The 15,640-nt window shown below is 54.2% G+C and carries 7 protein-coding genes and 4 pseudogenes; 9 read left to right on the plus strand and 2 right to left on the minus strand.

Annotated features, from left to right (window positions below):
• Positions 1 to 52 precede the first annotated feature (52 nt).
• The 6 genes and pseudogenes from SULPSESMR1_RS25575 to SULPSESMR1_RS19525 all read left to right on the plus strand — a co-directional run bounded on the left by SULPSESMR1_RS25575 (position 53) and on the right by SULPSESMR1_RS19525 (position 5,016).
• Entirely contained in the window at positions 53 to 670 is a 618-nt protein-coding gene (locus SULPSESMR1_RS25575) for a hypothetical protein (protein ID WP_250161479.1), read from the plus strand.
• On the plus strand, positions 636 to 1,346 hold the full coding sequence (locus SULPSESMR1_RS25580; protein WP_250161480.1) for a glycosyltransferase: 711 nt from the start codon (positions 636 to 638) through the stop codon (positions 1,344 to 1,346). The genes SULPSESMR1_RS25575 and SULPSESMR1_RS25580 overlap by 35 nt, the downstream gene beginning before the upstream one ends.
• Entirely contained in the window at positions 1,343 to 3,175 is a 1,833-nt protein-coding gene (locus SULPSESMR1_RS19510) for an ABC transporter ATP-binding protein (RefSeq protein ID WP_089422726.1), read from the plus strand. Before SULPSESMR1_RS25580 ends, SULPSESMR1_RS19510 begins: the two co-directional genes overlap by 4 nt.
• Positions 3,176 to 3,234: 59 nt before the next feature.
• Complete coding sequence (locus SULPSESMR1_RS19515) at positions 3,235 to 3,486, plus strand: hypothetical protein (protein ID WP_089422727.1); 252 nt, start codon at positions 3,235 to 3,237, stop codon at positions 3,484 to 3,486.
• A gap of 16 nt (positions 3,487 to 3,502) precedes the next feature.
• A pseudogene (locus SULPSESMR1_RS19520) lies at positions 3,503 to 4,015 on the plus strand (IS3 family transposase); the annotation flags it as partial.
• A gap of 152 nt (positions 4,016 to 4,167) precedes the next feature.
• Complete coding sequence (locus SULPSESMR1_RS19525; RefSeq protein ID WP_089422728.1) at positions 4,168 to 5,016, plus strand: class I SAM-dependent methyltransferase; 849 nt, start codon at positions 4,168 to 4,170, stop codon at positions 5,014 to 5,016.
• A gap of 35 nt (positions 5,017 to 5,051) precedes the next feature.
• Here the strand turns inward: SULPSESMR1_RS19525 and SULPSESMR1_RS19530 are convergent.
• Positions 5,052 to 5,261 (minus strand): annotated as a pseudogene (locus SULPSESMR1_RS19530) (transposase); the annotation flags it as partial.
• A 62-nt stretch (positions 5,262 to 5,323) separates the two neighbouring features.
• Between SULPSESMR1_RS19530 and SULPSESMR1_RS19535 the strand changes: the two are divergent.
• Positions 5,324 to 5,572 (plus strand): annotated as a pseudogene (locus SULPSESMR1_RS19535) (integrase core domain-containing protein); the annotation flags it as partial.
• Positions 5,573 to 5,709: 137 nt separating this feature from the next.
• On the opposite strand, the gene SULPSESMR1_RS19540 reads toward SULPSESMR1_RS19535, so the two are convergent.
• Positions 5,710 to 13,419 carry a tandem-95 repeat protein gene (locus SULPSESMR1_RS19540; protein ID WP_089422729.1) on the minus strand — a complete coding sequence of 2,570 codons (7,710 nt, stop codon included), beginning with the start codon at positions 13,417 to 13,419 and terminating at the stop codon, positions 5,710 to 5,712.
• Positions 13,420 to 14,070: 651 nt separating this feature from the next.
• Here SULPSESMR1_RS19540 and SULPSESMR1_RS25585 point away from each other — a divergent pair.
• Together SULPSESMR1_RS25585 and SULPSESMR1_RS19550 are read left to right on the plus strand one after the other, a co-directional pair.
• Positions 14,071 to 14,397: pseudogene (locus tag SULPSESMR1_RS25585) on the plus strand (IS110 family transposase); the annotation flags it as partial.
• Positions 14,398 to 14,480: 83 nt separating this feature from the next.
• Positions 14,481 to 15,506: an IS110 family transposase gene (locus SULPSESMR1_RS19550; protein ID WP_089422730.1), complete on the plus strand. Its 1,026-nt coding sequence runs from the start codon at positions 14,481 to 14,483 to the stop codon at positions 15,504 to 15,506.
• The last annotated feature ends 134 nt before the right edge of the window (positions 15,507 to 15,640 follow it).

The following is a 15,640-nucleotide window of genomic DNA, read 5'->3' on the forward strand; positions in this document are numbered from 1 at the left end:
TTGCCGGACAATTTGATGTTCCTCAACCCCAAGTGCGATGTTAAGAGGAGCTATGGGACCTATATATTACGATCTTTCAGAACAGTTCCTGTCTTCAGGAATCAAGTTCAAATATTATGGCATTGCGCGAACTGTGATGGAGGTAGGGTATGAACTATCCCGTTCATCGGCGGACGTGCGCTTTGTCGTGTTCTCACCAGCGCATGATCGCTTCTTTGAGGTTGAGCCACGCATAGGAGCGGCATCCGTTACAGGTGTTTGTGATCCCAACCTACCGGCCGAGGCAAAACCTTTGCGCCTGCGCTATAGTTTCCCTGAACCGCACAGGTTGCGCGATGCGCTTTATCCAATAGTGAGCGCAGTTGTCCGACGCATAGGTTTGAGGCGCTGGCGTCGCGCGGTGCCCGAAGGCAGCCTCCGCGAGATCGACTTGTCGGGCCAAGTGGTCGTATCGCTGGGGAGGCCTAAGATGATGGCTGATTATCTGATGGCGATGGATCGTCTGGGCATACGTATGCGGTTCTACCCACTGTTGCACGATATGATCCCGCTACATGAGTTTTCTCATCCGCGCCAAAGTATGTTTGCGCGTAATTTTGCCCACGACAATCAGATTGTTATCCAGCATTCTGAGAATGCTACTAACGAACTCGGTTTTCACCAAGACTGAAGTCGAACGCTTTTCTGCTTCCGGCAGCTTGCCCGCGCTTCCGCCCGTGATTCCGGTACTCTTGCCGCACGAACTGCGAGAGACAGATGAACCTGTATGCATTGATCTTCCCGTCACTCCCTATTTCCTAGGAGTTGGTGTGATGACGGGCCGCAAGAACCTTGAGTGTATCTTGCAAGCTATGCTGTATCTACACAATACAGGCCGTCCAGTGCCGCTGTTTCTTTTGGCTGGTGCGCACAGGAAAAGAACTGTGAGCTATGTGGATAGGGTTGAATTTTCCCCGATCAAAGGCAAAATACAGTTCGCCCAGAACCCAAACCAGGCTGAATTGCGCGCGCTCTACAAGAAGGCGCTGGCGCTAATAATTCCCAGTCACATGGAGGGCTTTGGCCTGCCGCTAGGCGAAGCGCTTTGGTTGGGTACGCCCGGGCTGTCGTCAGACATCGCGGCCTTGCGAGAGGTGGGTGGTGACCTGGCAAAATACTTCGATCCCAATGATCCGGGTGCCCTTGCCTCGCTTATCGACACGCTACACTCTAATCCGGAGGCACATGCGGCACTGAAAGATAAGATTGTTCGTAGCCATGCTTCGCTGCGCACTTGGAAAGACGTTGCGGCAGATATCGTTACTGCAGTATCCCAAAGCCCCGCCGCGGTGCAGGCAAGCTCATGACCGAAGAAAATCGAACTGACGCTGTAGAAGAAGGATTACACACAAACAGAGCAGGAAAGGCCAAGCCCAGAAAACGTGCCCCGCTTTTCAATGATCAGGACAAGGATAACATCTCTTGGTTCTACTCCACTTACCTCAAACAGCGCACGCCTTGGTTGGGTTTGGTAATGGTGATGATCCTTATACAGGGCTTGGCCTATCAACAGTTCATCTCACTTACCGAAAGCGGGTTGAGGGTGATTTTTGAGAATGGCGATGTGTCTGGGTTGATAGGCGTCTGTGCCATGGTCATGGGAATTTTCCTGATCCGCGCAGTCATGTCTTATTGTGTGCCCCGCATTTCTGTTTGGTTGGCCAGCGATGCTGTGTTCAACATGCGTCGAGACTTGATCGATCACATGATGTCGCTGGATTTGGCCTTCTTTGAGCGGACCAAATCGGGTGACATCATTTTGAGACTGGTGAACCAGGCACAAGATCTGTCGGGGTTTATCGGCCAAACCACTGTGAACGCTGTGCGCGATACGGTGACGGTGATTGCCGTTTCAGGGTATCTCATTTGGAAGAGTCCACTTTTGTTCTTAATAGTCATCGTGGTGATGCCTACAATTACAATCATGGTGCGGCAAATTTCACATGGGATAAAGGGCACTCAAGCGAACGCCGAAAATGCTATGGGTAATTACATGTCTGGCATCGAAGAGATGACCAATGGCATGCGTACAGTGAAAATAGCAAACCAAGAGCCGGTTGAGCGTGCGCGCCTCAACAAAGCCACGAGCGAAATCAAAGACCTGACCATCCGTCTGCAGGCTCTACAGGCGCTGATGAGTCCCGCTGTCGATGTTATTGCAGCAATCATCTATGTTTTGATCATCGGGGTAGGTGGCTACATGGCCCTAAGCGCGGATTTTGCAATGGATGGCGCGGGCATTATCGGATTCTTAATCGGCATGGCTCTTATTTTTGACCCTGCCCGCCGCATAACAGCATTCTTTGTCAGTATGCAGGCCAGTTTGATCATCCTTGAAAGTCTCCGCTCCCTTTATCGCGAACTTCCTACGATTACTAATGCACCAAATGCGAAAGAGGAATTCAACCGCGCCGGGGACATCATTCTCGATAATGTAACGTTCCAATACTCTGAAAAGCATCCTTTGTTCAAAGGAGTTGATATGATCTTTGAAGGTGGAAAAGTGACGGCAATTGTTGGAGCCACAGGTTCGGGAAAGACATCTGTCCTTAGCTTGATTGCGCGGCTTTATGACGTCACCGATGGCGTGGTGACTATAGGCGGTGAACCGGTGAGAGGGTTGCGTGTTGATAAGCTACGTCAGTCGTTTTCAGTAGTCGCCCAAGACATCGTCATCTTTAATAGCTCAATATGGGAAAACATTCGATACGTGCGCCCTGAAGCCACAGATGAAGAAATTTGGCGGGCAGCTGAGCTGGTAGGTATTGATCAGCTAGTTCGCGACCGAGGTGATGCGCCGTTGGGGCCGAAGGGCTCTCAGCTTTCTGGCGGCCAGAAACAGCGTATTGCTATTGCCCGTGCTTTCCTGCGCTCAGCGCCAATTTTGTTACTAGATGAGGCAACTTCAGCACTTGACCAGCGCACGGAGGAAAAGGTGCGTGAGGCCATATGGACTCTGTCGCAAGGCAAAACCACAATTATGGTTGCACACCGGCTTTCAACTGTGACCCACGCAGATCATATTTATGTGCTGGATGAAGGCATGGTGATTGAAGAGGGTACTCATGTTGGACTGATGGCCAAAGAGGGCCTTTATGCGGCCATGTTCAATGCACAGCGAAGTAGCTATGGTTGATCGAGGGGCAAGGGGCTTATGAGAGGACCCATGTTTGCACTATCGATTACGTCGCCAGAATGTTGGGTGAGGATGCCGAACTTCTTGAAGCGATCATCTACAATGACGACAACCTGACCTATGGAAACATCGTCAGCGTTTACGTCGGACCCGACGAAACAGCCACCGCACTGACCGATGACGGGATAGAAGAGCTGACGGACATGATCCGCGCCGCTCGTATCACCAACAAAACCTGGCATGAGTTCCTTGACGACTTCGTGGATGACACCGATCTGGTGGCACGCATCAAAGCTAAATCACCGCGGTAGCAATGGGGCGGTTACATTCCAGGCGGCCGCGCCAAATGAGAAATGGCTAACTGACATCACGGAGTTCCACATCCGAGCGGGAAAAGTCTATCTTTCCCCGATCATTGATTGCTTCGACGGCCTCGTCATAAGTTGGACCATTGGGACCAGACCGGACGCCGATCTCGTGAACACCATGCTTGATGCAGCGCTAGAAACCATCGCTGACAGCGAAGCGCGGCCCGTAGTCCACAGCGATCGCGGAGGCCACTATCGCTGGCCTGGCTGGCTGGAACGTATAGACGCGGCAAAGCTCGTTCGGTCGATGTCGCGAAAGGCGAGCTCGCAAGACAATGCCGCATGTGAAGGCTTCTTCGGGCGCCTAAAGACTGAGTTTTTCTATCCTCATGATTGGCGGGCCTTCACCGCGGCCCAGTTTATTGACGAGATTGACGCCTACATCCGCTGGTAAAACGAAACACGCATCAAGATGTCCCTTGGTGGCAGAAGCCCAATCGAATACCGTAAAAGCCTCGGCCTTATGCCGTGAAAACAGTCCAAGGTTTTGTCCGCACCCCCCCGGCTCAGTTTTGGGTGCAAATCAACACGCTGGATGAAATCCGTGGGAACAGGTAGGAAGTGTCAGACTCGAAACACTAGGATAAATTTCAGGAATAAACGTTTGCCAAAATCGGAGAAAAAATGGTTAAATTTTTTGATAAGCTGTCGGCTAAACGAGCGAAAAGTAATAATGACCTCAACGCATACGGCATCATCATGCGTCATATGAACGCTCCACCTATGACTATTGATATGCATGTTGACCCAGAGACATTTGAACACCTTCAGAAATTGGTCGAGGAAACTTGGTCACGCTTGGGACAGGAAGACGCTCACTGGTCCGTAATTACAGATGAGAAGTTTCGTAAGGATCGGCTGAAAAGCCATAAAGACGAATTTTTTAAGATGGGTGAAGGAGACATTGCGCGGGTTGATGCCGCCTTCAGCCGCGTGGGCGCGTCCCTTTCCAATGTAGAGTCGGTGATGGATTTTGGATGTGGAGTTGGGCGACTATCGATTCCCCTCGCACGCAAAACCAAGTACGTTTTAGGCGTTGACATCTCCGCTGCGCATTTGCATGAAGCAAAAGCTAATATTGATCAACAGGGTTGCGGCAACATTGAATTGTTCAGAGCGGAATGTATTGACGATATCAGAAAATTGCCAGAATTTGAACTAGTCTATAGCATTATCGTGCTCCAGCATAACCCACCTCCCGTCATGTTGAAAATTCTTGATGCCCTATGTTCTCGGGTTAAACCGGATGGATATCTTTATGTTCAAGCTCAGACGTATCGGTCAGGGTACAGTTACTCCGCTAAAGATCATTTAGAAAACCCGTCTGAAGAAATGGAAATGCACATTCTGCCACAACACGTATTTCTTGGAACTATCCAAGACGCCGGGCTAACTATTCTGGAAATTATGGAAGATGGCGCGGCGGGAGATTTACAATACACATCACAAACTGTTCTTGCACGCAAGAGATGAACTAGTGTTCCTCACCTGACATAGGATTCCCGAGATCTGGCAGATGACCCGTTGCGACGGTTAGCCTGATCAGATGGGGCATCCTTCCCGTCTTCATAGCCCAGATGTGCCGTCAGCTCAGCCCCCAGCATCCGTTCCATCAGCTTGATCTTGAGCTCTTTCATGGGCCCGGCATCGCCAAGCAAATCTTCAGGCCGCTCGCAGCCCTTCAGAAGTTCGTCCAACAGTTCCTTGGAAATCGTCATAGTCTTTGCTCCTCTCAGGAAGCATGGACCAGATCCCAGTTACACAGAAGACAGGACACTCTCTCATGGCATGGGCCGAAAAACGCAACATTCGGCTTGAATACATCCAACCCGGAAAGCCGCAGCAGAACGCCTATATCGAGCGCTACAATCGCACAGTTCGCGGTGAATGGTTGGGCCAATTTATCTTTGAAACCATCGAGGAGGCGCAAGACCAGGCAACGGAATGGCTCTGGACTTACAACAACGAGCGACCCAACATGGGCATTGGCGGCATCACACCCGCCATGAAACTGAAAACAGCCGCGTGAATTCTATGGCTGAGCCCCATTAAAAATGGGGGGATTACCGTTCAACACTTCACCATTCCAAAGAGAAACGCCGGCCCCGGGAGGCCGACGTTTCCGTCTTGAAGGATGCGACGGCTTCAACCGCCACTCCTTGTATCTTAGCTTACGAAGAAGATATCGCTAGCAGTCAGCGTGCCATTGATCCCCGTAAGGTCAATGATGTCGTCTTCGTCGCCGGTGTCAGTGAAGTTCGCACCATCCCAAGACGTGTCACCGTTGTAGTCGATCCGCAGCATTTTGTTTACATCGTCGTAGATCAGCGTCCCTTCGATGTTCGTTGCTGCTGTCCCTACACCACTCAAGAAGGTGCTGAAGGCAACAGCGGCGCCATCGTCACCGTTCGAGTACGGGATACCGGTGATCTCATCGTTGACGTCAGACGCATCCAACCGGATCAGGTCACCCTCTGATGCATCGAAATCGTTGATCGTCGCGATCGTGCTCGAAACATCTGCACCGTTGTAGATGTTGTCCAAGGCAAACGTATCAGCCCCACCGTTACCTGTCGCCACATTCACCGCCGTCAGATTATCAAACTCGATGATATCGTCCTGACCTTGACCAACGAGCGTACCGAGCAGAAGAACGGATGTAGCATCTCCATCAATAGTCCGGACATCGAACAGCGTCGCGTTTCCGGCATCTGCGCTGGTTGCGTTCCCAACACTATCCGTGAAGAGGCCTGCAGAGATATCGACGAGATCGCCGACACCGTTGCCCCAGCCATTGTCCAGAGCACCTTGCTCAGCACTGATATCGATCACGATTTGCGTATCGCTGGCTGACACGAACGTAGCTGCTACCAAGTTGTTGCCATCCACCGTGATTGCAGTGGGGTCGAATGTACCCGAGTTCGCATTGATCTCAGCTCCATCAAACGTACCATTCAGGATAAGTTGCTGGCTCTCCGAGTCCCAGGTTGCGAAATCGACACTGAACGCCGGCCCAGTTTGATCCACAACGAAATCAAAGCTGTCAGTCGCCGTATTGCCAGCCTGATCGGTTGCTGTTGCCACCGCTGTCCACGTGCCATCAGGACCAAAGATGTTGGCGATACTGCCAAGTGTAGTAATCGTTCCACCGGCAAGTGCCTGCGGCGTGAAACTACCGATTGAAACACCGCTCGGATTGAAGAGCTCTACGGTTACATTCTGGCCATCCTCGATATTGGTCCCCGTCACTGAGAAGGTCAACCCGCCGGCCTGATCTTCTGCGAGAGTGATAATATCGTCATCTACAATCTCACCACCGATACCCGTGACGGAAAGTGCGGCCTGTGTGTCCACTGTCACAACAGTGGCTGCAGACGCCGCGCTGACATTACCCGCCAAATCGGTCTGCACTGCGGTGAAGCTGTGCGCCCCATCCGCAAGAGCAGCGGTCGTGAAGGACCAGTTCCCCGAGCCATCCGCAGTGACCGTACCAAGAGACACCATATTATCGAAGATTTCAACAGACGCACCTGATTCGGCCGTACCGGTCAACGTTTGCGTGTTATCGTTGGTGAGGCCATCCGCGGTGGTACCGTTCGGACCAGCAGTGTCATCCGCCGCACTGACGATAACCGGTGCTGCAACAGTGGTATCGATCACCAAGTCTTGCGAAATCGCAGCGCTTTGCTGGACAGCGCCAAACTCATCAGTGACCGTCGCTTGCATGGTGTAAGTCCCGTCACCGCCCGTTACCGGCACGGAAATGTCGACATACCCATTGGCGATATCGGCTGCTGTGAGGACCGCATTGATGGTCGCTCCACCGTTCAATCCCGGCGGAAGTTGCAGATTGACGGTATCTCCAACACGGGCACCTGTACCATCGGTTGCATTGCTAAAGGACACACGCACCACAGGGTCAGTACCATCGGTGCCATCATCGCTCGTGATGAAATCCGAATTGGAAGCACCAGTGTCGTCGGTCACGGAAACAAACCCAGTCGGTGCATCCGGTACAACCGTATCGACCAGCTGGAAGTCACCACTTGCCATGCTGACCGTATCCGGCAGAAGGATCTGCAGATCCTGGCCGTTCAGGATGCCGTTGTCATCCAGATCGATCCAAAGCTCGCGGGTATCCTGCTGGAAGACCACGTCCGCTTCACCGTCACCCATGTTACCGGGGAGCGAGACAAGACCTTGAGCCGAACCGAAGTCGGCGGCATTACCAACGAACTCCAGCGAGATCGTGACACCACCTGCATCCTGAAGGACGGATTCTTCGATCACGATGTCATGGCTACCCGACACGAAGTTGTTCACGATGTCTTCCATCCCACCCAGAGAGTCGGAGCGATTGACATAGCGGATGTCATCCGCACCAGAAGCACCGTCTGGGCCACTATTGATGATGTCACGACCGCCGCCACCGGTGATGGTGTCGTTGCCCGTACCACCGTCGATGGTGTCATTGAAGTTCCCCGCACCTCCGAAGAGGACGTCGTCGTCTGCACCACCGGTGATGACGTCAGCACCGGTACCACCGTCGATGGTGTCGTTGCCGGCGCCGCCGTCGACAGTGTCGTTGCCGCCGTTAGAAACAACACTGTCGTTATCATCGCCGGTGAAGATGTTATCCGCACTGATGCCAGTCGTCAGAATATCCTTGGCACCGGTGCTGCCGACCTGACCATTATACGTGATTGCGGCGCCATAGTTGCCACCATTCACGACGAGGTTCTCGCCATCCCAGTTGCCGGTTCCATTTCTGCCGTCAGCGTTAATGGTCAATGCCGTCGGAGAAGCACCGCCCGTTCCAAGCTCTATAGTGTAGGTACCAGAGAAATCCTCGCCGACATTGATGATCTCAACGCCACGCATGCTCGAAAGATCAGCGGTTTGGCTGCTGCCGGACGTGAAGATATTCACAGTGTCCTGGTTGCCCGAGCCACCAGTCAGCGAGTCCGCCGCGGTGAAATCATCGAAGTCCGCGTTGAAAGTCAGCGTCGACGTCGATGCACCACCGTTAATCGTGTCGTTGCCACCTGTGAACAGGTTCACAACCAGGTCGTTGTCGAACGCTGCATCTAACACAACGTTGTCGTTACCCGCACCACCGTTGATGGTCACGATACCAGCTTCATCGGCTTCTGCACCGAGGGTTGCCACAACCTGGTTCACACCGGTCAGGACTTCCATGCTGGAGACGTTGGTAAAGTCGTCATCAATGAACGTGCCTGAAAGCTGGTTCAGCGTGTCCGTGCCAGTGTTGCCGTTGATGGTCGTCGACGACCCCATATCACCACCAGCGATAGAGAAGGTGTCGTTGTTGGCACCACCATCCCAGTTGATGTTGTTGTTGAGGCCGATGTTGTTCTTGGTGAAGTTGTCGACACCAGCGCCACCTATCACAGTGAAAGCGAAGTCAGCATCGACAGGGTTCCCACCACCAGCGATATTCACGTTCAGTGTATCATTCGCATCAGTCACGTTGGAGCTGTTGATCAGGATCGGAGTCACCGTGCCAACATTACCATCCTGGAAATTGATGGTGTGCGTGTCGGCATCAATACCCACCGTACGATCACCACTGCCTTCCATGATATAGTTCTCGATGGAAGTCACCGTGTCGAGGTCAACGTTGGCAACGATACCAGCGACCGGACCAGTCTGGTTCATCAGCTTCACAGAGTCCGAACCAGAACCACCGTTGATCGTGTCGGAGAAGTCCAGATCGGTGCCTTCCACCTCGATGACATCTGCACCACCGCCAGTGTTGACGTTGTCCGTGCCACCGGCCAGCAGGACCGTGTCGTTCCCACCACCGGTGTTGATATTCATATTGGCATTCGAATCGATCACCGTGAGGTCGTTGCCAAACGTTTGAGCATTGATTGTCGTGCCATTGAGTGCGACACCGGAGGCATCAACAACCTGGATACCAGCTGCTGCGGCATTGGAACCCAAGTTGAGCGTACCACCACCTGCAGTGTCGATCACCCGCAGGGTCTCGATGCCACTCACATTGGCGAAGGCCGCGTCATTCAGCGTACCACCGTTCAGATCCACAACCAGGATGTCGCCGAGCTGAGTAGTGCTGCTGATATTGCCAGCCGTGTTCTCCGTGACATCGACCGGACGGTTGTCACCACCTTCGATCTGATCACCTGCATCGAGGAAGGTCCCCATGTTGATGATGTCATTGCTGGCACCACCAGTAACCTGGATATCCTCGTCGACGGTGTTGTTGAAGTTGACGAAGAGTTCTTCGCCAAGATCCAGGTCGGAACCATCGATATGGATACGCGGATTACCACCGTTGCTGAGAACACCATCGTGCGAGGTATTTGTACCGTCGGCGTTGGTGAAATTGTTCGGCGCAGTGCCATCACCAATATTGACCGTAAGGTCCGCACCATTGGCGACACCGGCATCTTCCGCTTTCAGCGTCTGAATACCAACGATATTGGCCCCGAGATTTGCTGTGCCGCGTCCACGGGCAACGATGGCGTCATTCCCGCCATCCCCGTCAATCGTGTCGTTGAGGTTGATGTTGTCAGGGTCGCCGATGAACTCGTCGTTCCCAGCACCGCCAATCAGATTATCGGCTCCGCCGGCAAAGAAAATGTCATCATCGCCAGCCGAACCGATGATCGTATCGCTGTTGTTGCTGTCGATAACATTCATCTTCTCGTCCAGCGTCGAGAAGTCCAGGTTCAGGGAGCCACCCGAGGAACGACCGTCAACAGTCGTCTCGGCACCACCGCCACCAACACGAGCGTCATGTTCGTTTTCGAACACGGAATTATTGCCAATGGTAAAGGTATGCGTTCCGGTACCATCCAGCTCAATGTTTTCAAACTCCTGCACGAAGTTCAGGCCATTTACGTCGCCGCTCGACCCGCCAACCAAGAACAGGTTGTCGAAGTCGTCGCCACCGCGCAGCTGATCAACAAGGTTCAGAGCGCCACCGTTTTCATCGGTACCATCCAAAACTTGAACCACAGTTGTGACATTGTCGTTACCAGACCCAGCATCGACGATTTCATCGTCAGTGCCCGTAGTACCAACCGATGAGTTGCCAGATGCGGCTGCGGCACCGGTGTGAATGGTGTCGTTGCCATCATCACCGGAGATGTTGTCGCTGCCATCACCGCCATCGATGACGTCGTTGTTGTCGCCACCGGAGATGATGTCGTTCCCGGCGTTGCCCAGGAGGGTGTCGTTACCGGACCCGCCTTGCAGGTTGTCGTTGCCGGTGTGGCCATCAAGAATATCAGCCCCACCGTTGCCGATGAGCGTATCGTTCGTGCCCTCGCCGCCTTCGAAGATATCGCCAGCCTGGCCACCCTGGAAGGTCACGTTGCCACCAGCATTCCGTGCCGATGCCAAGACGGGCGCCGTCGAAGCAGACGCATCGATCTGCGTCACCGTGCTCGAAAGCGGATTCTCGAAACCGCTGATTTCACGGCTGCCAGTCGCGCCCGTGATACCTACGTCGCCATCCGGATCGCCAATAACCAGTGCGTTCTCGGTCGCAATGTTCAGGAACGTATTGCCCGAATTCAAATCAGCAATCGAAACAACCGACCCGTTGGCTGCACCAGTATCGAGGTCGATCGTGTTGACCTGGGTGTCAATGTTGATGTCTCCGGCATCGGTGAGGTTGGTGTCGCTGTCCAGAACGGTCAGGTTCACTTCCGCATTCGGGAAGGCACCGAAGTCACCGTTGCGGATGTCCAGCGAGGTATCAGACCCGCCCGTCAGGTTATCGACAATCAGATTCACTTCCGGACGGCTATCGCCATCCATATCCGGGTTCAGGTTGGCAAAATTCCAAACCACATCATCCGTGCTGTTCTTGTTGATGTAGGTCTGCACACCGTTCGAGCTCGACATATCGAAGATCGTGGTCTCGTCGGAGTCGTTCGTATGCTGGAAATTTTGCACATTCATAAGAGTGAAAGCAGAGTAGTTCCGGTTCCCACCCAAAATGGCACCCGAAGTGTTGAATACCAACGTGTTGTTGCCACCAGCGCCATTAATCGAGTCACCGGCGTTCAGTTCATTCTGGCCACCAATGCCGTCACGGCTGTCGGCGCCGAGGTAGGTATCGTCGTTCGCACCGCCATTCAGGGTGTCTGTATTCGGCGTCAGAACGTCGGCAACCGGCGTAACGTCGATGGTCACAGTGGCCGTCTGCGGCGCACCATTGCCATCAGTCACCGTGTAGGTAAAGGAGTCGGCGCCGTTATAATCGGCATTCGGTGTGTAAATGTAGCTCCCATTGGCCTGCATGACCAAAGTGCCGTTGGACGGACCGTCACCCGCCTCAACGCTGAAGGTGAGAACGTCGCCGTCTGCGTCCGTTGCGGAGACAGCGCCCTGAAGCGCAACGTCTTCGAAAGTGGTGACCGATTGCGCCGACGGAACCGGCAGGTCGTTCACGGGGTTCACAGTGATCGACACGGTCGCCGTGTCGGTGCCGCCGTTACCGTCGGAGACCGAGTAGGTGAAGGAGTCGGTGCCGTTGAAGTTCGCATTCGGAGTGTAGGTGTAGGTCCCATCCGGGTTCATCACCACGGTGCCGTTGCCGGCTTGTGCTGCAAGTGCGAAGGTCAGGGCATCGCCGTCTACATCCGTTGCCGTAACGGAAGCGTTCAACACCGTATCTTCGTTAGTGGTCGGCGTTGTACCGGCTGCGACCGGAGCGTCGTTCACCGGGTTGACGGTCACGGTCACGGTTTCGGTGTCGGTGCCACCGTTGCCGTCATCGACGGCGTAGGTGAAGGTGTCGGTGCCGTTGAAGTTGGCGTTCGGCGTGTAGGTGTAGCTGCCGTCCGGGTTCATGGTGACCGAGCCGTTGGCCGGGTCCGAGAACACGCTGTAGCTGGGTGCGCCGCCATCGACATCGGTCGATGAGACCGAGCCGTTCACGGCGGTGTCTTCGTTGGTGGTGGAGACGATTCCGGTCTGCGCAAGCGGATCGTCATTGACCGCGGTCACAGTGAGGAAAACAGTGCCGGCATCGGTGCCACCCTTGCCGTCATCGACGGTGTAGGTGAAACTGTCGGCGCCATTGTAGTTGGCATTCGGCGTGTAGGTATAGGTGCCATCCGGGTTCATAGTGACGGTACCATTGGAGGGGCCGTCGCCTGGCTCGACCGTGTGAGTCAGCGTGTCGCCATCGGCATCGTCGGTCTTGTCGCTCACGTCGCCGTTGAGCACGTTGTCCTCGAGGACGCTGTCGCTTTCGTTCGCCGCGGTTGGTACTTCGTTGAAGAACTCGTCCGTGGCGGTCTTGGCATCGACCAGCGTCTGCGGATCGCTGGTCACGCCGTTGAGCGCGTTGACGGCAGCGTCGTAGTTCGGATCGGGGTTGACCGGGTCAACATTGTCAACACCGAAGGCCTCGGCGGCATCCTTCCAGTCGAGGCCGGCTTCGATCCGGTTCAGGAGCGCTTGCTCGTCGGCAGCCTGTGCGCCCTCGACGATCTTGACGATTACTTCGCCAATCGTGAACGTACCCGATTCCAGAACGTTGCCCCAGAAGTTCACACCTTCTGGATCAGGGAAGCGGCCGAAGAGATTGATGTAAACATCTTGAAGAAAATCAATCGTGTTCGGCAGATCTGCCGTGTTCGTGACACCCGGCTCCAGGTCGTAAACCTTGCGGGTTTCCGGCTGGTTGAAAAAAAGGTCAGCAATTTCCGTGAAGCTGAACCCGGGCACGCCATCTGCGTCGCCATCCAGATTTTCTTCGAGCAGCGGGGTCCAGAAGCCAAACCCGTTGGGCTCTGCCGCACGACCGAAATATGCCGTGTAGATGAGCTGGATTTGCTGTGCCGCGGTGAGCGATCCGATATTAAAGGCCATGATCTCAACTTCCCTCTTAATTAAGTCCGGCTTCGCTGAGCCTGTAAATTCCGTTTCTGTCACATTCTGTCACAGCCTGCCGACCCACACGAAGGATGGAATCCAGACGTCGACAAACGGTTTCCCGACGCGGACCACAGACTGTACAGTGATCTCTCTACCCCTCAAAGGGATTTATGGCAAGGAAAAGATGTATAGTGAAAGGTATACCCCCACGCATAAATTATTTAAAATATTGATTTCATTAATTTTTATCCTAAATCCGAGAAAGTAGCGAATTTGCAACAGGGCCCATCCTGGCAAAGGTCCCGCCGCGACCCGGAGAGCGCACGGTTGGGATCGGCCTAGGCCGCGACCCGACGGCAACTTGCGTTAGCCTCACAGGTATCGGCTTCCCAACACCTCCGGCGCACCCTTGTTGACAGCTGTCAACTCCGACCCCGAAGTCACGGCACCGCGCCGTGTTGACAGCAGTCAACTGCACACCGGTCGGGACTGAGAAGGGCTATGACCATCGGCCCTGGCGAGAAGGCGACGTCCGCGACCTTTCGTGTCAGACTGCGCAGGTATCCGATGGGGTGGACGCCCCCCGGCGGCATCAAAATGTGCTAAAGTAGCGGGTGTTGAAACACTGCTAAGAGGAGAGCGTCCATGAACGAAGTTAACAACATCGGCCTGGATTTGGCCAAGAACATATTTCAGCTACATGGCGCCGGGGCGGACGGATCTGTTGTATTCCGGCGCAAGCTGTCGCGGGCGCAGCTGTTAAAGTTCCTGAGTGATCAGCAGCCTTGCGTGGTGGCCATGGAGGCTTGCGCAAGCGCCCATCACTGGGGCTAGGCAATCGGCGATCTTGAGCACCGGGTTCGGTTGATACCGCCAGCCTATGTGAAGCCTTTCGTGAAGCGTCAGAAAAATGACATGGCCGGTGCGGAGGCGATCGCTGAGGCAGCGTCCCGTCCGACCATGCGGTTTGTTGATGGCGTGGATGCCCCCGACCAACTGGCATCGTAATGTGCCACTGTGGTGTTTCAGAAAGCATCAACAAAGGGAGAGTATCCATGTCAGAAGTCGCCATGATCGGCATAGACCTTGCAAAGCGTGTGTTTCAACTTCACGGGGCTTGCGCGAATGGAGCGGTTGTTTTTCGCAAAAAACTGACACGTATTCAGCTTCTTGCGTTTATGAGCCAACAATCGACCTGCGTCGTTGCGATGGAGGCGTGTGCGACTGCGCACAGCTGGGGCCGAGAGTTTGAGAAGCTTGGACATACCGTGCGATTGATTGCGCCAAACTATGTGAAGCCGTTCGTTAAACGACAAAAGAACGATGTTGCAGACGCCGAAGCCATCGTTGAAGCGGCATTACGACCAACCATGCGGTTTGTAGAACTAAAGTCTGAAGCCCAGCAGGCGCGGGCCATGCTGTTTCGCACACGCCAGATGTTTGTCGGTCAGCGCACCCAAACGATCAACGCATTACGTGGCCATCTAGCTGAGCACGGCGTTGTTGCGCCGCAAGGCGCTATCCAGGTCAAACGCTTGGCCGACGCAGTTGCAGATGAAACCCTTGGTTTGCCAGCGGGCGTTCGAGAGCTCGCCAAAGTATACCTCGTCCAGATCGAAGATCTCAGTGCTCAGATTGCAGCACTGGATCGACAGATGAAGGGTGCCGCCAAAGAAGCTGAAGCGGCACGTCGCGCCCAGACCATGCCGGGCGTGGGACCAATCACGGCTTTGGCCATAGAAACCTTTGCGCCTGACCTGAACTGCTTTCGCCGAGGTCGGGATTTTGCCGCATGGTTGGGTTTGGTCCCCAAGCAGACCTCGACGGGCGGCAAACCTCGCCTTGGTAAGACCTCAAAGATGGGCCAACGCGACATTCGACGGCTACTGATATCCGGTGCAATGGCTGTTCTGCAGGCCGTTGAACGCTTTGGAAAGCCCCATAATGGTTGGTTAATCTCCATGTTGGAACGCAAACCCCGTATGCTGGTCGCCGTTGCATTAGCGAACAAAATGGCTCGTGGCCTGTGGGCCATGGTGACGAAGCAAGAGGACTACCGAAACCCGGCAACGATGGCATAAGCGCAATGCAACGTACATCAACACCCGGGACTTGAGTGTGTGAGGAGATCGAAGGACAGTAAGGGAAAATGATCGGAAAGATCCGGACCAGACAAAACAGTTTTACTGCAGGAGCCAATGAGCTCGATTTGTTG

This window comes from Pseudosulfitobacter pseudonitzschiae (genome assembly GCF_002222635.1).
Taxonomy (GTDB): domain Bacteria; phylum Pseudomonadota; class Alphaproteobacteria; order Rhodobacterales; family Rhodobacteraceae; genus Pseudosulfitobacter; species Pseudosulfitobacter pseudonitzschiae_A.

Bases quoted from the DNA above. Each gene is read 5' to 3' on its own strand.
- SULPSESMR1_RS25575 (WP_250161479.1), top strand. From the start codon at position 53: ATGGGACCTATATATTACGATCTTTCAGAACAGTTCCTGTCTTCAGGA.
- SULPSESMR1_RS25580 (WP_250161480.1), top strand. From the start codon at position 636: ATGCTACTAACGAACTCGGTTTTCACCAAGACTGAAGTCGAACGCTTT.
- SULPSESMR1_RS19510 (WP_089422726.1), top strand. From the start codon at position 1,343: ATGACCGAAGAAAATCGAACTGACGCTGTAGAAGAAGGATTACACACA.
- SULPSESMR1_RS19515 (WP_089422727.1), top strand. From the start codon at position 3,235: ATGTTGGGTGAGGATGCCGAACTTCTTGAAGCGATCATCTACAATGAC.
- SULPSESMR1_RS19525 (WP_089422728.1), top strand. From the start codon at position 4,168: ATGGTTAAATTTTTTGATAAGCTGTCGGCTAAACGAGCGAAAAGTAAT.
- SULPSESMR1_RS19540 (WP_089422729.1), bottom strand. From the start codon at position 13,419: ATGGCCTTTAATATCGGATCGCTCACCGCGGCACAGCAAATCCAGCTC.
- SULPSESMR1_RS19550 (WP_089422730.1), top strand. From the start codon at position 14,481: ATGTCAGAAGTCGCCATGATCGGCATAGACCTTGCAAAGCGTGTGTTT.